General features: G+C 63.6%; 19 protein-coding genes. 6 read left to right on the top strand and 13 right to left on the bottom strand.

The window, feature by feature from the left end:
* Nucleotides 1-12: 12 nt before the first annotated feature.
* From NZ951_00340 to NZ951_00325, 4 genes are read right to left on the bottom strand one after another with little or no spacing between them, the layout of a single operon-like run.
* Entirely contained in the window at nt 13-1,131 is a 1,119-nt protein-coding gene (locus NZ951_00340) for an NADH-quinone oxidoreductase subunit D (protein ID MCS7206382.1), read from the bottom strand.
* Between the two features lie 4 nt (nt 1,132-1,135).
* Nucleotides 1,136-1,681, bottom strand: a complete 546-nt coding sequence (locus NZ951_00335; protein ID MCS7206381.1) for an NADH-quinone oxidoreductase subunit C — start codon at nt 1,679-1,681, stop codon at nt 1,136-1,138.
* A complete protein-coding gene (locus NZ951_00330) occupies nt 1,650-2,291 on the bottom strand; it encodes an NADH-quinone oxidoreductase subunit B (GenBank protein ID MCS7206380.1) in 642 nt (213 codons plus the stop codon). The genes NZ951_00335 and NZ951_00330 overlap by 32 nt, the downstream gene beginning before the upstream one ends.
* Nucleotides 2,282-2,650, bottom strand: a complete 369-nt coding sequence (locus NZ951_00325; protein ID MCS7206379.1) for an NADH-quinone oxidoreductase subunit A — start codon at nt 2,648-2,650, stop codon at nt 2,282-2,284. The genes NZ951_00330 and NZ951_00325 overlap by 10 nt, the downstream gene beginning before the upstream one ends.
* A 218-nt stretch (nt 2,651-2,868) precedes the next feature.
* Between NZ951_00325 and NZ951_00320 the strand changes: the two genes are divergently transcribed.
* Entirely contained in the window at nt 2,869-5,070 is a 2,202-nt protein-coding gene (locus tag NZ951_00320; protein ID MCS7206378.1) for a sodium-translocating pyrophosphatase, read from the top strand.
* Nucleotides 5,071-5,148: 78 nt separating this feature from the next.
* Here NZ951_00320 and NZ951_00315 read toward each other — a convergent pair whose 3' ends face one another.
* Genes NZ951_00315 through NZ951_00295 form a run of 5 tightly spaced genes read right to left on the bottom strand, consistent with a single transcriptional unit; the run spans nt 5,149 to nt 10,073 of the window.
* The gene (locus NZ951_00315; GenBank protein MCS7206377.1) at nt 5,149-5,970 is read right to left on the bottom strand and encodes a putative hydro-lyase; all 822 of its coding nucleotides are present in this window, start codon (nt 5,968-5,970) and stop codon (nt 5,149-5,151) included.
* A gap of 21 nt (nt 5,971-5,991) precedes the next feature.
* Complete coding sequence (locus NZ951_00310; GenBank protein ID MCS7206376.1) at nt 5,992-6,303, bottom strand: hypothetical protein; 312 nt, start codon at nt 6,301-6,303, stop codon at nt 5,992-5,994.
* An 11-nt stretch (nt 6,304-6,314) separates the two neighbouring features.
* Complete coding sequence (locus NZ951_00305; protein MCS7206375.1) at nt 6,315-7,184, bottom strand: xanthine dehydrogenase family protein subunit M; 870 nt, start codon at nt 7,182-7,184, stop codon at nt 6,315-6,317.
* 3 nt (nt 7,185-7,187) lie between these two features.
* Nucleotides 7,188-9,521 carry a xanthine dehydrogenase family protein molybdopterin-binding subunit gene (locus NZ951_00300; GenBank protein MCS7206374.1) on the bottom strand — a complete coding sequence of 778 codons (2,334 nt, stop codon included), beginning with the start codon at nt 9,519-9,521 and terminating at the stop codon, nt 7,188-7,190.
* Nucleotides 9,522-9,557: 36 nt separating this feature from the next.
* Nucleotides 9,558-10,073: a (2Fe-2S)-binding protein gene (locus tag NZ951_00295; protein ID MCS7206373.1), complete on the bottom strand. Its 516-nt coding sequence runs from the start codon at nt 10,071-10,073 to the stop codon at nt 9,558-9,560.
* 358 nt (nt 10,074-10,431) lie between these two features.
* Here NZ951_00295 and NZ951_00290 point away from each other — a divergent pair, with 358 nt between their 5' ends.
* The 5 genes from NZ951_00290 (at nt 10,432) to NZ951_00270 (ending at nt 17,261) form a co-directional block, all read left to right on the top strand.
* A complete protein-coding gene (locus NZ951_00290; GenBank protein ID MCS7206372.1) occupies nt 10,432-10,872 on the top strand; it encodes a carbon monoxide dehydrogenase subunit G in 441 nt (146 codons plus the stop codon).
* 9 nt (nt 10,873-10,881) lie between these two features.
* Nucleotides 10,882-13,203 carry a hypothetical protein gene (locus NZ951_00285; GenBank protein ID MCS7206371.1) on the top strand — a complete coding sequence of 774 codons (2,322 nt, stop codon included), beginning with the start codon at nt 10,882-10,884 and terminating at the stop codon, nt 13,201-13,203.
* Nucleotides 13,204-13,334: 131 nt separating this feature from the next.
* Nucleotides 13,335-14,999 carry a thiamine pyrophosphate-binding protein gene (locus NZ951_00280; protein MCS7206370.1) on the top strand — a complete coding sequence of 555 codons (1,665 nt, stop codon included), beginning with the start codon at nt 13,335-13,337 and terminating at the stop codon, nt 14,997-14,999.
* A gap of 438 nt (nt 15,000-15,437) precedes the next feature.
* The gene (locus NZ951_00275) at nt 15,438-15,878 is read left to right on the top strand and encodes a hypothetical protein (protein ID MCS7206369.1); all 441 of its coding nucleotides are present in this window, start codon (nt 15,438-15,440) and stop codon (nt 15,876-15,878) included.
* A gap of 297 nt (nt 15,879-16,175) precedes the next feature.
* Complete coding sequence (locus tag NZ951_00270) at nt 16,176-17,261, top strand: Ldh family oxidoreductase (GenBank protein ID MCS7206368.1); 1,086 nt, start codon at nt 16,176-16,178, stop codon at nt 17,259-17,261.
* On the opposite strand, the gene NZ951_00265 is transcribed toward NZ951_00270, so the two are convergent.
* The 4 genes from NZ951_00265 to NZ951_00250 are packed head-to-tail and all read right to left on the bottom strand — an operon-like array spanning nt 17,243 to nt 19,929.
* Nucleotides 17,243-17,581 carry a hypothetical protein gene (locus NZ951_00265; GenBank protein ID MCS7206367.1) on the bottom strand — a complete coding sequence of 113 codons (339 nt, stop codon included), beginning with the start codon at nt 17,579-17,581 and terminating at the stop codon, nt 17,243-17,245. The two genes, NZ951_00270 and NZ951_00265, sit on opposite strands and share 19 nt — an antisense overlap.
* On the bottom strand, nt 17,578-18,441 hold the full coding sequence (locus NZ951_00260; GenBank protein ID MCS7206366.1) for an alpha/beta hydrolase: 864 nt from the start codon (nt 18,439-18,441) through the stop codon (nt 17,578-17,580). Before NZ951_00260 ends, NZ951_00265 begins: the two co-directional genes overlap by 4 nt.
* Before the next feature lie 6 nt (nt 18,442-18,447).
* The gene (locus tag NZ951_00255; protein MCS7206365.1) at nt 18,448-18,771 is read right to left on the bottom strand and encodes an NIPSNAP family protein; all 324 of its coding nucleotides are present in this window, start codon (nt 18,769-18,771) and stop codon (nt 18,448-18,450) included.
* A 15-nt stretch (nt 18,772-18,786) separates the two neighbouring features.
* Nucleotides 18,787-19,929 (bottom strand): GuaB3 family IMP dehydrogenase-related protein, encoded by a 1,143-nt coding sequence (locus NZ951_00250; GenBank protein ID MCS7206364.1) that lies wholly within the window; start codon nt 19,927-19,929, stop codon nt 18,787-18,789.
* Between the last annotated feature and the right edge of the window lie 121 nt (nt 19,930-20,050).

The raw sequence follows: 20,050 nt of genomic DNA, 5'->3' as shown, positions 1-20,050 counted from the left end.
CTCCCCCTCGCTTCAACGGTCCACATCGCCTAACACAATATCCAACGACCCCAATATCACCACGGCATCGGCCACATAGCAATCCCGCATCAAAACGGGCAAGGCTTGCAAGTTGGCGAAGGATGGGGCGCGGATTTTTACCCGGTAGGGGCGCTCCGAGCCGTCGCTGACAAGATACACCCCGAACTCGCCCCGGGGGTTTTCGGTGCGCATATAGACCTCCCCCTTGGGTGGACGGGGGAGGCGCCGAGCCCCTTGCGCCAGCACCGGCCCCTCGTCGGGCATTTGCTGCAGGGCCTGACGGATAATGCGCAAGGACTGGCGCATCTCCTCCACCCGCACCATATACCGGTCCCAGCAATCCCCCCGGCTCCCCACGGGGATGTCAAAATCAAAGCGGTCATACAGGGAATACGGCTCCACCACGCGGATATCGTAAGGGATCCCACACGCCCGCAGGCAAGGGCCGGTCATCCCCCAAGCGATGGCCTCTTGGGCGCTGATGATGCCGATGCCGCGGGTGCGAGCCAGAAAGATTTCGTTACGGCTCAACAGGGTGTCGCACTCGTGAATGCCCTTCTCTACAATGGGCAAGATATCTTGCACCTTCTGCCGGAAGTTGTCGGGCGGCGGTTGGCGCAGACCGCCCACCCGGAAGTAGTCGTGCATCATCCGTGCCCCCGATACCGCCTCAAAGACCTGCTGAACGCGCTCGCGCTCCCGGAACGCATACATACTGGGAGTCATGGCCCCCACATCCAAGCCGAAAGCGGCGTAAAACATCAGGTGGCTGGTGATGCGATTGAGTTCGCACAGAATGATGCGCACATACTGCGCCCGCTCGGGCACCTCCAGGCCCATCAATTTCTCCACGGCCATGCAGAAGGTCAGCTCATTATTGAAGTTGGACAGGTAATCCAGGCGGTCGAAGAGGGTGGGGATTTGCAGATAGGTCTCCCCTTCGCACAGCTTCTCCGACCCCCGATGCAGGTAACCAATATGGGGCTCCACCCGTACGATGCGCTCCCCATCCACCCACAGCACCATGCGGAACACGCCGTGGGTGCTCGGATGTTGCGGCCCCATATTGATCAGGAGTTCTCGCACCTCAAGGGGATGGGCCTCGGCCATATCCTCACCACTCCTTGTAGTCGTAGAAAGGGTAACTCTTCCGTCCGGGGAAGCCGGGGAAGCCCTCCCACAGGAGCAGGGGAGCCAGGTTCGGATGACCGATGAACACCACCCCGTAGAGGTCGCGCCCCTCCCGCTCAAACCAGTCGGCCCCCTTCCACACGCCGGTAACCGAGGGCACCTCGGGCTTATCGGCAGGCACCCGCACCTTCACCACCATCTTGTGGCGCTTCTCCATAGACCACAGGTGGTAGACCACCTCCAGGATGTCGCCGTAGTCCACCACCGACAGACAGCGCAAAAAGTCCATGCGGGTGCGGGGGTCATCCCGCAGAGAGCGGCACACCTCCACAACCTGCTCCGCGGGCACCAGGGCCACCACTTCGTCCAAGGCCACAGACAACGCGATGGAGAAGGGGCGCAATACTTCAGGAAGGATAGCCTGCAAGGCCTGGGCGCGGGCGTCCAGGCGCTGGGGGGCACTGGGGGCATGCCCACCCCCAGCCCCAGGGGAGTGGCTAGGCGGAGGCGTCGGGCGAGCGTCGGACACGGTTGCGTGCGTCCTGGGTGATCTTCTCCTGCAGGCGCAGGATACCGTCCAACAGCGCCTCGGGACGGGGTGGACACCCCGGCACATACACATCCACCGGGATGATGTGGTCCACCCCCATCACCACCGAGTAGGAGCGATAGTAGGGGCCTCCATTGGTGGCGCAGGAGCCCATAGCAATCACCCACTTCGGCTCGGGCATCTGCTCGTAAAGACGCCGTATCGGCTCGGCCATCTTCTTGACCACCGTGCCTGCTACGATCATCACATCCGATTGGCGGGGCGAGGGCCACGTGACCACACCAAAGCGGTCAAAGTCGTGGTTGGCCATATAGGTGGAGATCATCTCAATGGCGCAACAGGCCAAGCCGAAGGTGAGGGGCCACAAAGAGTTCTTGCGCGCCAAAGCGAACAGTTCCTCGGAACGGGCCAGCACCACCCCCGGTGCACCTTTAAGGAGCGGAGGAGGCGGGTGCAGGTTCCCTTTGGCAACGGGAACCGGCTCCGCCCGCTCTATACCCGAGGCGGGCGTCCACGGTTGGGCGTGGAAGGGGTGGCGCGGATTGGGCTGGGGTTGCTCACTCCGCTTGGGCCGCACGATTATTGCCATTGCAACGCCCCCTTACGCCAGCCATACAGCAGACCGAACAAAAGGATGGCGATGAACACCAGCATCTCATAGAACACAAAGGGCGCACTCTGCAGGAACACTACAGCCCAGGGGAACAGGAACACCGCCTCCACATCAAAAACCAAGAACAGGATAGCGAACACATAGTAGCGGATATGGATTTGCGACCACGAGAAGGGGGCAGGGGGGATGCCACACTCGAAGGGATCAGCCTTCAGGGGGGAGGCACGCCGCGGGGCTAAAAGGGCGTTGAGGAGGAACAGGATGCCAATGGCAATGGCCCCCACGATGGCCGCCAGGACGACCACCGTGTAGTTGATGGCATAAGCCTGGGGCATCGAGCACCCCTACCCTCCCGGGGGGACATTGCGGGGGTGTGTGCTACTCCTCACCATACCAGACCCCTTCACCCTCTGTCAATCTGCCAGGTTGGGGGCATCGATTGGAATAGGGAGGGCGCGGGCACGCACGGGAGGGGGCCGTAGCGGGTGTGCTATCATATCTTGCTAGTGATGCGGGCCACAAGCGCCCAGCCACAACTGCTCAGGAGGCGTGCATGGCTTTATTCTGGCTGGTCCCCATTGCGGGCGTAGCAGCCGTCCTCTTCGCTTTCTGGCTCGCCCGGGATGTCTTGCGTCGTGACCCCGGCCCCCCCGAGATGCAGGACATCGCCAACCGCATCTTAGAAGGGGCTATGGCCTTTTTGCGCCGTCAATATGGCACCATCGCCTATTTATCAGTGGCGGTGGCTTTGCTGATGGGTCTGCTCCTGGCCTTCCTGGGGCGCACCGACATCACCGGCGACCGCCGTGTGGACCTGGCCGACACCTTGGGATTGGGTTGGCGCACCGCCGTGGCGTTCCTGTTAGGGGCCTTCTGCTCGGGCCTGGCGGGCTTCATCGGTATGTACATCTCTGTGAAGAGCAATGTGCGCGCCGCCGCAGCTGCCGCCCGTGGCGGACTGAGGGAGGCTGTTACCGTGGCGCTGCGGGGTGGAGCAGTGTCGGGATTCCTCATCGTCGCCCTGAGCCTGTTGGGTATCCTGGCCATCTTTTATGCCTATGGGGGCTCCTCCCGCTTGGTCTTTGACCCCGTCTATCGCGCCGAGGTGCCCATTGCCCCCTTCCTCATCGTGGGCTTCGGGTTTGGGGCTAGTTTCGTGGCCCTGTTCGCCCAGTTGGGCGGGGGCATCTACACCAAAGCGGCGGATATGGGGGCCGACCTGGTAGGGAAAGTAGAGGCGGGGATTCCCGAGGACGACCCCCGTAACCCCGCCGTCATCGCCGACTTGGTGGGAGACAATGTGGGGGACTGCGCCGGGCGCGGTGCCGACCTCTTTGAGTCCACCGCCGCCGAGAACATCGGGGCGATGATCCTCGGCGTTGCGGCCTATGCCGCCGCCGCCCGTGCCAACCTGCCCCGCCCCGAGGTGTGGGTGCTATTTCCGCTGGTGATTCGCGCCTTCGGTCTCATCGCCACCGCCCTCGGCGTGCTGGCGGTGCGGGGCAGGGAGGACGAGAACCCCATGCGCGCCCTGAACCGGGGCTACTTCCTTTCCATTGGTTTGTCGGTGGTGTTCCTGGCCATTGCCACCTGGGGCATGATGGGCGATGCGGTGGCTAACCCCATCTGGCTGTTCCTGGCGGGGCTGGTGGGCATCGCCACCAGCGTGGCCTTCGTGTTCATCACCCAGTACTACACCGAGGTCTATTACCGCCCTGTCAAGTCCATCGCCGAGGCGTCCCGCACAGGGCCGGCCACCAACATCGTGGCGGGCACCTCGGTGGGCTTCGAGACCACCTTCTCCACCGCCGTGGCTATCGGCGTCGCCATCCTACTGGCCTATTGGATGGGCGACCAACTGCGCCTGCCCGACGGCTCGGAAATTCCCCACGGGGGACTGTTCGGCACTGCCGTGGCCACTATGGGGATGCTCATGACCGCCGCCTATGTGCTGGCGATGGATACCTTTGGCCCCATCACCGATAACGCCAACGGCATCGTGGAGATGGCAGGGGCCGGGGATAAGGTGCGCAGTGTTACCGACCGTCTGGACGCCGTGGGCAACACGACGAAGGCCTTGACCAAGGGCTACGCCATGGGTTCGGCGGGGCTGGCAGCCTTCCTGTTGTTCAGCGCCTACCTGGATGAAGTGGCCAAGGTGCGGGGCGCTCCCCTGGAGGCCGTTAACCTGGCGAAGCCCGAGGTGTTCGTGGGAGGGCTGATCGGGGCGATGCTAGTGTTCCTGTTCAGCGCCTGGGCCATCCGCGCTGTTCAGACGGCCGCTAGCAGTGTGATTGAGGAGGTGCGTCGCCAGTTCCGCACCAACCCGGGAATTATGACCGGTCAGGCCCGCCCCGACTACGCCCGTGCTGTGGACATCACCACCCGTGCCGGCCAGCGGGGCATGGTGGCTCCGGGTTTGTTGGCGGTAGGCGTGCCCATTATTGTGGGGGTCATCCTGCGGGCTGAGGCGGTGGCCGCCCTCCTGATGATCGGAACCATCGGGGGCATCCTGCTGGCCACCTATATGAACAATGCCGGCGGCGCCTGGGACAACGCCAAAAAACTGATCGAGTCGGGTGCCCTGACCAACCCCACGGGCGAGAAAATGGGCAAGGGCACCCCGGTACACGCTGCCGCCGTAGTGGGCGACACAGTGGGCGACCCCTTCAAGGACACAGCGGGCCCGTCCCTCCATGTGCTGGTCAAACTGCTCAGCACCATCACCCTGGTCATGGCTCCCATCTTCATCTAGGGAGCGGGGGGCACAAAGGCACGGGGGGCACGGGCCAAAGCCTGTGCCCCCCATTTATGTCAGGTGGCTGGGGCCCTACTAGGATAGGGCAATCTCCTCGTCCCGTTTGTCGGTAATGAACATATGGCCGGGATAGTGGGTGATCATGAACTCCACACCAGACTCCAGGGCCACCACCTGGGGGGTGATACCACACGCCCAGAACACGGGCACCTCCCCCGCCCGCACCTCCACAGGGGAGCCGAAGTCGGGCCGACCTAAGTCGGGAATGCCGATAACGGAGGGGTCGCCAATGTGGACGGGGGCGCCGTGGGCTTTGGGGAAACGGCTCGTTACCTGCACTGCTTGAATGGCGTGGGCGGGTGTCATGGGGCGCATGGTTACCACCATCCGCCCGTGAAACTTGCCTGCGGGGGTGCAAGGGACGCCCGTGATATAAGCGGTGAAGGTGGGGCAGTCGCCCTCTATTCCTCGCACGGGCACGCCCGCCTGCTGGAGAGCGTGCTCAAAGGTAAAACTGCACCCCAGCAGAAACCCCACCAAGTCGTCCCGCCACCAGGAGCGGATGTCGTAGGGCTCATCCACCACCTTCCCGTTGCGGAAGACCCGATAGCGAGGCACATCGGTGCGCAGGTCAGCCCCCGGGGCCATCAGGACCGGCTCGGGGTTGCCGGGCTCCGTTACTTCCAGAAGCGGGCACGGCTTGGGGTTGCGCAGGCAGAACAGGAGGAAGTCAAAGGCATCTGCCTTCGGGATGAGCACCAGGTTGGCCTGGGTATATCCCGGCACTAACCCCGATGTGCCCCACCGCCATTCCTTACGCCGAATGTAGGCCCGCACCCGTCGCGGGTCGCGCTCGGCATAAATGGGATGACTGCGTGTGGGAAGGGTCCCTACCATACCGACACTCCTACCTTGCTCTTACCGTTTGCGCACACGGCCGAACCACAGGGCCAGGCCCAAGGCCGTAATCCAGAATCCCACGCCTACCATTATCGTCCAGCGGGTCAAGCCGAGAGAGACAGTCCCCATCCCACAGGCCAGCAAGTACCCCACTCCCAGATTGACCAGACCCCACAGGGCATTCACCCACGGCGGGGATGTCCCCACCCCTGGGGAACGGGCGAAGGGAGTGGGGAACCGCTCGCCCGCTAGGCCCTTCGCCAAATGGGGTATAGCATTGGCCAGGAAAGCACCTCCGAACAGATGAGCCACATCCTCCGTCCAGGCCATAGGCTTCGGGGTTAGGCGCTGGCCCGTGCAAGGGCAGTCTCCAGGGCTCGGCGGGTCAATACTTGGCACAACCACGCCCGGTACTCCGCTGAGCCGTGCACGTCACTGATACACTCCACGCCTTCGGTTGCCACGCGGGCGGCCTGCTGAAAGGCGCGCCCCGTAGGGCGCTGGCCCACCAAAGACCCCTCGGCGGCGGTAGCACGGAAAGCGTGGTCGGCGGCACCCGTTACACCGATGCGCACCTGGCGAATGGTGCCCCGCGCCGTCAGAGCCAGGAAAGCGCAGACGCCCACCACCGCAAAACGCGAGGCCTTGTTGGCGAACTTCTGATAGGATGCCCCAGTGCGAGGAGCAGGCACGGGCACCTGCACCTCCGTGAGGATTTCCCCCGCCTCCAGGGCGGTGGTGAAGGGTGCCTTGAAGAAAGCGCTAGCGGGGATGAACCGGGTGCCCTGCGGCCCCACCACCCTAAAACGGGCATCCAAGGCCAGCAGGGTCGCGGGGTAATCGGCAGCGGGGTCGGCGTGGGCAACGCTTCCGCCGATGGTGCCCCGATTGCGCACCTGCATATCGCCGATGAGGCTGGCCGTCTCCGCGAGCACGGGCAGGCGCCTCTTGAGCACCTCCGAGGACTCCACCTCGGCGTGAGTGGTAAGGGCCCCGATGCGGATAATCCCTCTGCCCTCCTTCACATAGGACAGGCTGGGGATACCCGCCAGGTCAATGAGGTGCTGGGGCTGGGCCAGGCGCAGTTTCATCGTAGGGATGAGGCTTTGTCCGCCCGCCAACACTTTGGCATCGTCGCCCAGGCGTTGCAGTAAGGCGACCGCCTGGCGCACAGAAGCGGGTCGGTGATAGGTGAAGGGGGCACACACCATACCCTACCTCCTTCGGCGCTCGGCCTGCCGGATGAGACGCCACACCCGCTCGGGGGTGGTGGGCATTTGCACCTGGGCCGGGTCAACCCCGATATGGCGCAGGGCATCGGCTACGGCGTTGACTACGGCCGGGGTGGCCCCGATAGTGCCCAGTTCCCCTACCCCCTTAGCTCCCAAGGGGTTGGTGGGTGTGGGGGTCACCATAGCCTCCAGAGTGAACGAGGGAAGCATGGCCGCGTTGGGGGCAGCGTAGTTCATGAGGTTGTTGGTGAGCAGTTGCCCGTTCTCGTCGTAGATCACCTCCTCATAGAGGGCTTGGGCGATGCCCTGGGCAAGACCCCCGTGCAGTTGGCCCTCCACTAGGAGCGGGTTGATGCGGTGCCCACAATCGTCCACGGCGAAGTAGTCCCGCAGGCGCACATCCCCTGTCTCCCGATCCACCTCTACGACAGCGATATGGGCACCGAAGGGGAAGGTAAAGTTGGGGGGCTTGAAGTAGGAGGTGGCCACCAAGCCCGGCTCCCACTCGGCGGGGAGGTCGGGCGGAGGGGTGTAGGCCTTTTCGGCTACCTCCTTCCAGGAGATCTTCTTATCTGGGATGTCCTCCACGAAGAAGTGTCCCCCCGCCACGCTGACCTTGTCGGGGGGCATTTTGAGCAGGTGGGCAGCGAGGGTGCGGGCCTTCTCCTTGACCTGGCGCGCCGCCTGGAGCACAGCTGTCCCCCCCAGGGCCAGGGTGCGGCTCCCCAGCGTCCCGTTGCCGTGGGGGATGGCCAGGGTATCCCCGTGCACCACCGTAATATCATCTATGGGGACGCCCAACTCCTCCGCCACGATTTGGGCGAAGGTGGTCTCCTCCCCTTGCCCGTGGGGAGAGGTGCCGGTGAACACGGTAACGGCTCCACTAGGTTCCACCCGCACGGTGGCGTTTTCGGGCATATTGGGGGCGAACCCACAAATTTCTACAAAGGTGGAGAAGCCAATACCCAGGAGTTGACGGTCACCCCGCTTGAGGCGCTCCTGCTGTTCCTGACGCAGGTGTTTGTAGTTGGCCAGGGCAAGAACCTTATCCAGCGCCCCTTCGTAATCCCCGCTGTCATACACTGTCCCCACCGCCGTCTGATAGGGAAAAACCTCTTTAGGGATAAAGTTCCGGCGGCGTACCTCGGCGGGGTCCAATCCCAAACGGTGGGCCACCAAGTCCATCGTGCGCTCCAAGAGATAGGTGGCCTCGGGGCGCCCTGCCCCTCGGTAGGCATCGGTGGGGGTCTTGTTGGTGTACACGCCGTAGAGCTCCCATGCGGCGTTGGCGAAGCGGTAGGTGCCGTTGAGCATGGTGAGGGTCAGGGTGGGTATAGCGTGGGTGAACAGTTGGCAATAGGCTCCCAGGTCGGCCCAGATACGCACCCGCAGGGCGAGGATGTGGCCTTCGGCGTCGTAGGCCGCCTCCACCTCTTGGAGTTGCCCCCGCCCGTGGATAGTGGCCACAAAGTTCTCCGTGCGCTCCTCAGCCCATTGGACGGGACGCCCCAAGCGCAGAGAGAACAGGGCAGCTAAGGCCTCTTCGGGGTAGACGTCTATCTTGCTCCCAAACCCCCCGCCTACATCGGGGGCGATGACACGGATGCGGTTCTCCGCCAGACGCAACATCCCCGCCAGCACCCCCCGCAGAATGTGGGGGTTCTGGGTGGTGTTCCAGATGGTCAAGGTACCAGGGCCTGGCTCGTAGTGGGCCACCACAGCCCGACACTCCATCGCCAGGGGGATAAGGCGTTGCTCCACCCAGCGAGCCTTCACCGTCCCTGCCGCCTGCCGGAAGGCCCCCTCCACATCCCCCACCGACTGTTTAATGGAATAAGCCAAGTTGGTCTTCAAATGTTCGTGGATCACAGGGGCGGTGCGCTTCATGCCCTGCTCGGGGTCCACAACGGCGGGGAGCGGCTCGTAGTCCACCTCAATGAGGTCCAGGGCATCCCGGGCCAAGTAACGGCTCTCCGCTACCACCGCGGCTACCCCCTCCCCCACATGCGTAACCTTGTTCACGGCCAGAGGGTAGCGGAGGGCTAGTTTCATCCCCTCCAGCGGCCCCTGGGCTGGGAGGGGGCCGCACATCTGCTTCACCTCGGCACCTGTGAGGACCGCGACAACCCCCGGATGCCCCAAAGCCTTGCTCACATCCAGCTTGCGGATGCGGGCGTGGGCATGGGGGCTGCGCAGGACGGCCATATAGAGGGTGCCCGGGAGGCGCACATCGTCGGTGTAGGTGCCTTTGCCGGTAATCAGGCGCGGGTCCTCCTTACGCTTTATGCGTGCCCCGACCATTTTGGAGATGACCATGTGCTCCCCCTTTCCAGGCTGGGTAACAAGTGGCTTTTAGCGGGCCCGCCGCCTCGGTCCTCGCACAGGGGCGGCGGAAGCGGATTCAGCCATCTGCCGGGCGGCCCACTGCACCGCCCGCACGATGTTCTGGTATCCTGTGCATCGGCACAAGTTACCCTCCAGAGCGTGGCGGATCTCCGCCTCGGTCGGGTTGGGGTTGCGCTCCAGAAGGGCGTAGGACGCCATAATCATCCCTGGGGTGCAGAAGCCGCACTGCAACCCATGTTCCTCCCAGAAGCCCTGTTGCACAGGGTGCAGTTTCCCGTCCTTGGCCAAACCCTCCACCGTGAGGACGGTGCCTCCGTCGGCCTGGACGGCGAACACGGTGCAGGACTTGACGGCCTTGCCGTTGAGGACCACGGTGCACGCCCCGCATTGGCTGGTATCGCAGCCGATGTGCGTGCCGGTGAGGCCCAGCACATCCCGGAGGTAGTGCACCAACAGCAGACGCGGCTCGACAGTGTGGGCATAACTCTTGCCGTTGACAGTAACCTGGATATTGTAGAGCACCCGTGCACCTCCCCTTTTGGGAGAAACCCCTAGCCGGGCCTCCCCCGGATATAGGTTCTAGAGCCCGTAGGGCTCAAAGCGCCCGTAAGCCCCGTGCCCTTTGCGGTAATGCTAGAATAGCAAAGAGAGCTTTGTCAACCCAAGTCGTTTCTGGGACGGCCCATGTTGGCGGGGCTGCCCTGAGTATCGGACGACGTGAGCGTTTTTCCCGATTATGGGAGAACATTTATCCTCTTCCCGAGACGGGCGTGAAGGCCAGACCCTTGGGGGTCGTCGGCCCTGCCCCATTCCAGGCTCTGTGCCTGCGCGCAGAGGGCACAAAGGCGTGCGCCTTGACACCTAATGGTCGGAGAAGCCGTTGCTCCAGGTAAAGGCACAGTATGAACTCAAGGCTCCGCGCCAGCGGGTGTGGGAGCACCTGCTGGACACAGGCACCCTGCAGGCGTGCATCCCCGGGTGTGAGCGCCTCACTCCTTCAGCGGTGCCCGATCAGTATGATGTGGTGATGCGGGTTGGGGTGTCGGCCATTAAGGGCACCTATACGGGCAAGGTGGTGCTGACTGTTGTGGAACCCCTGCAGCGCTATCGCCTGCAGGTGGAGGGGAAAGGAGCGGGGGGGTTCGTGCGGGGGGAGGGCGTTCTCACCCTCCACGAGCGGGGGGAGAGCACCTGGGTGGAAGTGGAGGGGCGGGTAACCCTGGGGGGGTTGCTCGCGGGTCTGGGCCAGCGCGTGGCGGGAGGCGTCGCTCGTCTACTGTTGGACACCTTCTTCGCCTGTTTGCAGAAGCGTTTGGGGTAGCCGTGGGGCATGCGCATCTCCCTCCTCGCGGTGCTGGTCATGCTCATAATGCTCGCGGGGTGTGAGTGGCTCCGCAGTCCGCGCCCTCCCCTCCCATCGCCCCCCTTGACCCCCGGTCCGCCCACTCCTACACCACTTCCCACCCCAACCCCCACACCTGTCCCACGCCCCACACCAAACCCCCCGATGGCGCCTCCACCGCCCCTAGTCTACGACCTGGCCATCCAGGCACCCCCGGGCTGGGAAAGCGCGCTCATCGCCAGCCCCTTCCGCAACGCACGCTCCAACACCCCTTTCCTGGGGCCGGAAGCCCCCTTCATCAGTTGGTGGGTGCTTAACCTGGGGCCGGCTCCCCTGCCAACGCCCGCTTTGGTAGACCTTTACCTGGACGGCATTCTTGTGGAGCGCTGGCGTATCCCCCCTTTAGGAGCGGGGGAACGCTTCAGCGTCCTCGACTGGGGGGAACTGCTGGAGCGCGTCAGGCTCACCCCAGGACCTCATACCCTCACCCTCCGCATCGACCCCACAGGTCTCTTGCAGGAGGCAAGTCAAACTAACAACGCCGTCTCCCTCTCCTTCCTGTGGACAGGGCCTGCGCCTGCCCGTCCAAGCACGGAAGAGCACCCCTACTTACCGGACCTCGTCTTTTTCACACCGCCCGACTGGTCTGCCCCGGTAACGGTGTCGCCCACAATGGACGGGCGTGTGAAAGTGCAAGTGGCCTTGCGCAACCGCGGGCGTTCGGCCTCTACTGTCCGCACTGTTACCGACCTGGAGGTGAATGGCGTTGTCGCAACCCGCTGGGCCATCCCTCCCCTCCTCCCGGGGCAGGAGACGCGTTTGGAATGGGATGGCCTATTGGAGGTTCTCCCCCTTCGCCCAGGTGTGCACCGCGTTGTGGCGAGAGCCGACGCCACGAATCGGCTAGATGAGGCAGAAGAGGACAACAACGCATACTTTTTGACCTTTGCATGGCCCCCTGCCCAGAGCCCTCCTGGTGAGGGTCCCCGCCTGGTGCCCTACGCCTTCCCGGGTATGGCAGACGCTTTGGTTCTCTCGTCCCAGGAGGGCCATTTCGGCCATAGCGCAGTGGTGCGGGGACAAGGGGTATGGGCCCACTGGGGGGTGGCCAACCAGGGGGATGCTCCCCTCCCAGGGCGTCTGCACGCAGTGCTTTTGATAGACGGTTCCCCGGTGGCCCGATGGACACGCCCGCCCCTGGGGGCGGGGGAGGTGGATGTGCTCCTAGATCAGGTTCTGCCGTCCTCCCTCGCCCTGTTACCTTTGGGTGTGCACCAGGTGGTTCTCCTGGTGGGGCTGGCTGCCGACACTTCGGGAGAGATGGGGCAAGTGCTGCTCCGGGTGGAACGCCAGGTGGAGTGGCTCGCACACCCGCCGGAGCCCCCCTCCGTTTTGACCTCCGAGGAGGTGCGCCGCCGCCTCGCTTTGATCACCACCCTCCTTCAGGCCGACGGCTCTCACGGTCAAGACGGCGTGGCCATGGGCAGGGACATCCTTGCTTTGGCGTCAGCCCTTTACATGCTCCTATATGGGAAACCTTTGGAGGCCGAGGCGGTGGATGTTCTCCTCCTTCCCCGCCGAGAGTTCGTGCGCTGGGTGGGGATGGTCTGCGCGGACCAGGCGGCATTCCTCCCCCCTGTTCAGCGAGAAGCCTATGTGGCGGCGTGCCTGCGCTTGCAGTCTGCCCATGCCCTCACCACTTCGTGGAGAGGCCGTCTGCGGATAGGGGTGATGGCGCAACGCCCTCCCGCCGAGGTGGTGCGCGACCTGGGGCATGAACTGGGCCACTTCCGTCAGATGGTGGTGAACCCCCGCCTGGGCGAGGCCCCTGATACCCTCAACCTGCGCGCTGTGCGGGAGGCCCAGGGCTTCCTCCACGAAGCCCTTTTTGTGCGCCTGTTGGAGGAGCGCACGGGCCTAGACCTTACCCTTTACCCCCGCACGCCCCTTTATGCCCAATGGCTGCAAGACACCTTGTCCGGCATCCACCTCCAGCGGGAAAACGATGAATACGCCCGTGGCATAGCCCTTCTGTGGAGCGCCCTGCTGACGGACGACAACCTGAGAAAGGCCCGCACCAGTTTGCTCGTGGAGGGGAGGTTGGGGGTGGCTGACCTCCGCGGTGCCTTTCTGTACCTAGTTACACTGACCCCCGAACACGCCGACGCCTACACCCGCCGCTACTTGGCCCGCTGGGACGCCCTGTATCCGACGGTAGAAGGACTAATGCAAGGTCGATTAGTACTCGGCTTGCCCATTCAAAGGGAGGGTGTCGGGGCCTTCCGGAGCGTGGGCTTGCTCCTGCCCTAGACTTGCCCGTAAGGGGCCGAAATGCTCAGATCCTCGCACCACCTGTGCGACCGCCCAGAGTGGTGGCCGGAGAGGGCTTTTCCGTATAATACCCCCAGGGTGCAGTGGGCACCTGCGTGAAAGGAGGAAGCATGGCGCGTCTGCGCGGGCGAGACGCTTTACTACAGATGCTCCTGGCGCACGGCGTGGAATACATCTTTGGCAACCCCGGCACCACGGAACTCCCGTTGATGGACGCCCTGCAGGACTACCCCCAGGTGAAATACATCCTAGGTCTGCAGGAGGCCACGCCCACCTTCATGGCCGATGGGTACGCCCGTGCGACCGGCAAACCGGCCTTCGTGAACCTGCACATCGCCGCCGGCTTGGCCAACGGCATCTCCGCCCTTTACAACGCCTATCGGGGAGGCACCCCTCTGGTGCTCACTGCAGGCCAGTCCGATACCCGCATGCTCATCCAGGAACCTGTCCTCTCCGGCAACCTCGTTGAAATGTGCCGGCAGTTCAGTAAGTGGAGTTACGAAGTTCTTCATCCCCAGGACATCCCCACGGCCGTGCGCCGAGCTTTCAAGGTGGCCGCCACCCCCCCCACAGGGCCAGTGTTCCTCTCCCTCCCCTGGGACACCCTGGACAGGGAGGCAGAGGTGGAGATCACCCCCGCCCAGACCACCTACTTCCGTATTCGCCCCGATAAGCGGGCCGTAGAGCAGGCGGCCCACATGCTCGCCCGCGCTCAACGCCCTCTAATGCTTGTGGGCGACCGCATCGCCCAGTCGGGGGCGGTGGCCGAGGCGGTGCGGGTGGCGGAACTGGTGGGAGCCCGGGTGCACGCCCTTGCCTTCTCCGAGGTGAACTTCCCCACCAGCCATCCCCAGTACCAGGGTAGTGTCAACCTCAACTCCACCCAGGCCCGCGACCTGGCCGACCAGCACGATGTCATTCTGGCGGTGGGCGCACCTGTCTACGCCCAATTCCTTTACACCGAGCCCCTCCTCACCAGCAAGCATCGCCTGATACACTTGGACAGCAATGTCTGGGATATCGAGAAGATGTACCCCACCGCTGTGGGGATATGGGCCGATATACGGGAGGGCTTGGTCGACCTGGCCGACGCCCTGCAGCAGGAGATGCCTGGCTCTGCCCAGGAGGCGGCCCGTTTGCGCGCCCGCTCCCTGGCCCAGGAGAAGCAGGCCCGTAAAGAGGCCTTCCTCAAGCGGGCCAAAGAGGTGTGGGACCAGAAGCCCATCGCCCCCGAGCGCCTCGCCCTTGACCTGAAGGCGGTCTGGCCTCGCAACGCCATCCTGGCCGACGAGTCCATCACCACACGAGCCGTTCTGAACAATGCTCTGGACTTTGACGAGCCCGGTTGCCTGTTCGGCATTCGCGGAGGAGGTTTGGGATGGGGCATGCCCGGCGCCTTGGGCGTCAAACTGGCCAAGCCTGACCGCCCCGTCATCGCCGTGGTGGGGGATGGAGCGGCCATGTACACCATCCAGGCCCTGTACACGGCAGCGCGCTACAACATCCCCGTGACTTATGTCATCTGCAACAACCGCTCTTACCGCATCCTCAAACAATACCTCACGGGCTACTACTACCCCTTGCTGGGTCAGAAGCGCCAGAGCCAGTTCATCGGCATGGATCTGGACGTGGACCTGCGCAAACAGGCCGAGGCCTACGGCGTGGCGGGGTTCCGCGTGGAAGACCCCAACCACTTGCGCCCCACCCTGGAGAAGGCCCTGAGCTTGGACAAGCCCGCTTTAGTGGACGTGGTCATTGACGGTGGGCGGTTCTAAAGCGGAAGACCTCTCTCGGCATCGGCATCTACACTGGAAAGGAGGCTCATCGGGAGCACCGTAATCATAGTTGCCATACCCTCGTTATGCGCCGCCACACAGTATGCAGGGATCGGGCAGGCGCCGTTGCCCGCTAGGACACATCCGCAGCCAACGCTCCCGCTTCGCAGGCCAAACTCCTGGGAGTGGTTACTCGCACACCTCCTGCGTCTCCCCCACATTTTCGCCTCCTTGTATTGCGTGCCCCATCTTGACCACATCGGTGCATCCCGTCTGCCTGACAAAGCTGGCATGTGCCACCCTGCATGTCCTCGGCCATCTGTTTTGAGTGTGTGAGAGCAAACCCTAAAACACCGCTTTTTTGCTCCTATACCCTTTACACATTGGATTCGAACTGTTACACTTATTATGGTCAGTGTCAATTGGGAAGGAGGGAACATGGCCCGTATAACAGTAACCCTAGAAGGGGAGTGGGATGAGGTGCAGGCAATTCTTGCTCGTCTTGCCGAAGGCGCTGCAAAAGAAACGCCAGCAGCGGTCACGGTGAAAGAAGTCTCGCCACCTCCGCCTGTCAAGCCTGCGGGCGAGCAGAGGTGGACTCCACAGCAAGTGCGTCGGTTCTGGGGGCGCCTCTCCCCCGATGCCCGTCGCATCCTCAAGGAGGTAGCTAAGCATCCCGAGGGTGTGGGGTGGACAGCCCTCCAACAGGCTTTGAACATGCGGGCACGGGAGATCGGAGGCACCCTCTCGTCTGTGGGCCACCGCATGCGGGGCTTCCCGGGCCTCCCGCGCCCAGTGGAAAAGGTGTCCCTCCCCGAAGGGCCAGGCTATCGTCTGCACCCCAGTGTGGCCGAGGTCATTGCCACCCTAGAGGGCTAGAGGTTGCCCTCACCTTTTTCGGAGGCGTTGAGCGAAGGTCGCCCCCCATACGCTTTCCCTCCATCGCGCAGGATGAGACGCGACGGCGGTCTCAAGAAAACGAGGTGGGCCAATCACCACCCCGGTAGTGGGCGACGAACTGTCGGGCCTTTAGTCCCGACCCGCGAGGTTGACCCCGCCGCTTTTCCAAAGGGAACACATATTTGGCCTCCTCACCCCTTGCGTGGGACCTGTGCAGAAAGTATCCTTACCACCAGCATCAGGGGTTCACGAGTCCCCCTTCTAGGAGGCGACGTGGTGGAGTTCCTGAAGGTTAGAGAGGACGAAAGTGTTCGCATACCCGCTGAGCCTCTTTTGGAATTTACCGCCACCCTTTTTCAGCGTTTGGGCGTCCCCAAAGCCGATAGCGAGACGGCCGCCCACGTGCTGGTGCTGGCCGACCTACGCGGTATCGACTCGCACGGCGTCCAGCACTATATAGAGAGCATCTATGTGCCGGGTCTGACGCAAGGACGCATCAACCCCCGCCCGCAGATACGGGTAGTGAGAGAGACACCAGTCTCGGCCCTGGTGAACGGCGATGGCGGGCTAGGGCTGGTGGTCGGCCCCTTCGCCATGCGCCTAGCAATCCAGAAGGCCCTGGCCGCGGGGGTGGGGATGGTAGCCGTCCAGAACAGCCGCCACTACGGTGCCGCCCAAATCCACGCCCTTATGGCTTTGGAGCATGACCTTATCGGCCTCTCCATGACCAACGCCTCACCCATTGTGGTGCCCACCTTCGGCCGAGAGCCCCGCCTTGGCACCAACCCCCTCAGCATCGCCGTCCCCGCCGGCAAGGAACCGCCTTTTGTGTTGGATATAGCCACCAGCACGGTGGCCATGGGCAAGGTGGTTATCGCCGAGGCGTTGGGACGCTCCATCCCTTTGGGGTGGGCCACCGACGAAAACGGTATCCCCACCACCGATCCCCAGAAGGCTCGGGCGGCGCGCCGCCTTACCCCTCTGGGGGGAACGCCCGAGCACGGCAGCCATAAGGGCTACGGCTTGGGGGCAATGGTGGACATCCTCACAGGGGTGCTGTCCGGCGCGGGCCATAGCGTGGCCCTCCACCCCCAGGGGGCGGCAGGCCACTTCTTCGCCGCATGGCGTATTGACCTGTTTCGCCCCGTGGCCGAGTTCAAACGCGATATGGATACCTTCTTACGCACGTTGCGTGAGACTCCCCCAGCCCCCGGCTACTCCCGCGTGCTCTACCCCGGCCTGCCCGAATGGGAAACGGAGCAAGAGCGTCGGGCCAAGGGCATTCCTATCCCGCGCAAGACCCTAGCCTACTTCCGCCGAATCAGTGCGGAACTGGGTATCCCCTACACCTTCAAGGGGTAAAGCCCCCCTAAGAGGGGGCCAGGGGGTAGGCGTAGGGGAAAGGGGACGGAGGGGAAGCGCAGGCGCGAGGGGAAACCGAAGTCGTCCATAATGCCCCTGCCCACCGTCAGAAGGAGGTGGGCATGGCAGTTGATCAGGCCAGGGAACACCACCCTACCCCGTCCGTCCACCACCTCCGCCTGGGGAAAGGCCCGAGCCACTTCCCCCGCAGGCCCTAAGGCGACGAGACGGTCGTTCTCCACAGCAAGGGCGGCGTTAGAGAGGATGGTGCGCGCCGGGTCGCAGGTAACGATGGTGGTATTCGTGATGAGGATGGTCATACCGGTGCGCCCACTTCCTTAAAGAAATCCAGAATGAGCCGTGCTAGCACCTCAGGCTGTTCCATAGGGACGAAGTGGTCAGCGCCGGGGATTTCGGCCGTGCGCACAGGGCCGTGCACCTGCTGAAGGAAGTGTTGGAAGGCGGGCATGTCAAAGCGGAAGCGGTCGCTCTCAGTCCCCCGCACCACAAGCACCGGCCAACGGATGGAATGGAAGGCCATATCCTTATCCACATCCATTACCGCCTCATAAAACCTGGCCTCCGTGTCGGGGGTGCACAAGAGGGCCACACTTCCATCCGCTTGAGGGGCAAATCCTCCCTTCAGGTAGAGCCACAGGCTGGCATCGGGCCAGCGCCGGAAAGCCCCCCGCCCTTTATAGTGGGCGAAAGCCTCGGCCAAACTCCCAAACACCGCCCGCCGCTGACGCGCCTGGGCTGCCAGAAAGGTGTTGACCTGGGAGGCGTTGCCCCGCATGATGGCCGACGGCTCCACCAGAACCATAGCCCGCACCCGATGCCCTATCCAGGGACCCGCCAGGAGCACTACACCCCCTCCACGGGAATGGCCAACCAGAAAGGCATCCCGCAAGTCCAGAACATCCATCAAGCAGGCCAGGTCTTGAGCCAGTAGGCTCCACCGTAGGTCGGGGCCGACGGCTTTCTCGGTGAGGCCGTGCCCCCGCAGGTCGGGGGCCAGCACACGCCACCTGTGTTGGGCCAACACCTCAGCCACCGGTGCCCACGTCAGTGCACAGAAGCCGGTGGCGTGCACCAAGAGGGCCGTAGATGGCCCTCGCCCCCACTCCAAAAGATGCACACGCAAGCCGTTGGCGGTGACCCACCGCTCCGCAGGCTCCATAGGGGCCTACTGCATGGGGGAATAGGGCGTGGGGTGCAGGATGCGGTTATGAATACGGGCCACCAGGGGACCGTCTTGTTCCGTTTGGGCACGGAGGGCTTGCCATTCGGGGTCGTTTTGGAAGGCCGTCCACTTCTGCTCCCGCTCGGCCAGGCTCTCCCAAGCCAGAAGGTAGACCAGTTGGTTACTGGTGCCGATGTCCTCTGTCCAGAAGGCCACAGGGCGAATGCCGTGCTTCTTCCACATGGGGATGGTGATGGTGGCGAAGCGATTGTTCAAGGCGGGCAGTTTGCCGGGCATGGCCTCGTAAATGCGCAGTTCATAGAGCACAGGCACCTCCTTGGGTTAGGCACGCTGGGCCAACTGGTAGGCCTTCCCCTCGGTCTTGATGTCGGGGGCGTAGACCAGCTCCGCCCTCTGGAAGTCGCGAATAGTGAAAGCCCCCACCATCCCCATGCCCACCCGCAACGCCCCCACCAGGTTCATGGTGCCGTCGGTTACCCGCGAGGGGCCGAACAGGATCTCCTGCAAGGTGCCCTTCGTCCCCACCTTCACCCGCGTGCCCCGCGGGAGGGCGGGGTGAGAAGTCGCCATCCCCCAGTTATAGCCCCTGCCTGGGGCCTCCTTGGCCTGGGCGAAGGGGGTGCCCAGCATCACCGCATCGGCCCCCGACGCAAAGGCCTTACACACCTCCCCACCCGTGCGCATGCCCCCGTCGGTGATGACCACCACATACCGCCCCGTTTGGCGATAGTATTCCTCCCGGGCAGCAGCGCAATCCATCGTGGCCGTTACCTGGGGGACTCCCACACCCACCACCTCCCGTGTGGTGCAGGCTGCCCCCGGTCCCACCCCCACCAAGATGCCGTGAATCCCCGTCTCCATCAGTTCCAGGGCAGCACTGTAGGTAACGCAGTTGCCCACCAGGACAGGGATGTTCACCTGCTGCACCAGTTCGGAAAAGATAAGCCCCCGATAACTTTTGGAGATGTGGCGGGCCGTGGTAACAGTGGCCTGCACCACCAAGATGTCCGCCCCCGCCTCAACGGCCAGGGGGGCAAGGCGCTTGGTGTTTTGGGGTGTTACCGCCACTGCGCACACCACACCCCCCGCTTTGATCTCTCGGATGCGCTGGCCGACTAGGTGCTCTTTCAGGGGAGCGCTGTAAATCTTCTGGAGGAGGGTTGTTACCTCCCCCGGGGGAGCCTCGGCAATCTGTTGGAGCACCGCATCGGCATCCTCGTAGCGGGTCCACACCCCCTCGAGGTTCAAAACGGCCAGTCCCCCCGCCTTGCCCATAGCAATGGCAAAGGAGGGGCTGACCACGGCATCCATAGAGGATGCCAGGAAAGGAATGGCGAAGCGATGGGGGCCCAACTGGAACTCAATGTTGGTCTGGTCGGGGTTGATGGTAACCTGGCCGGGGACGATGGCCACCTCATCAAACCCGTAGGCACGACGGATTTCTTTGAACTGGAACATGCCCACCCCCATTCCGTCAGGGCTGGCATATGGTATTGCCACTAGTCTACCAGCCCCCCCCGAGACGGTCAAGGACACACCAAAGGCTTGGACAGAGCGCCCCGGCCTTCTGCGCCCTGACGCGCTA

The organism is Dehalococcoidia bacterium (assembly GCA_025060295.1).
In the GTDB taxonomy this organism is placed as follows: Bacteria; Chloroflexota; Dehalococcoidia; order Lucifugimonadales; family HRBIN23; genus HRBIN23.
Note: the sequence above shows the minus strand (reverse complement) of the source record. Positions and strands in the feature narration are given on the sequence as shown.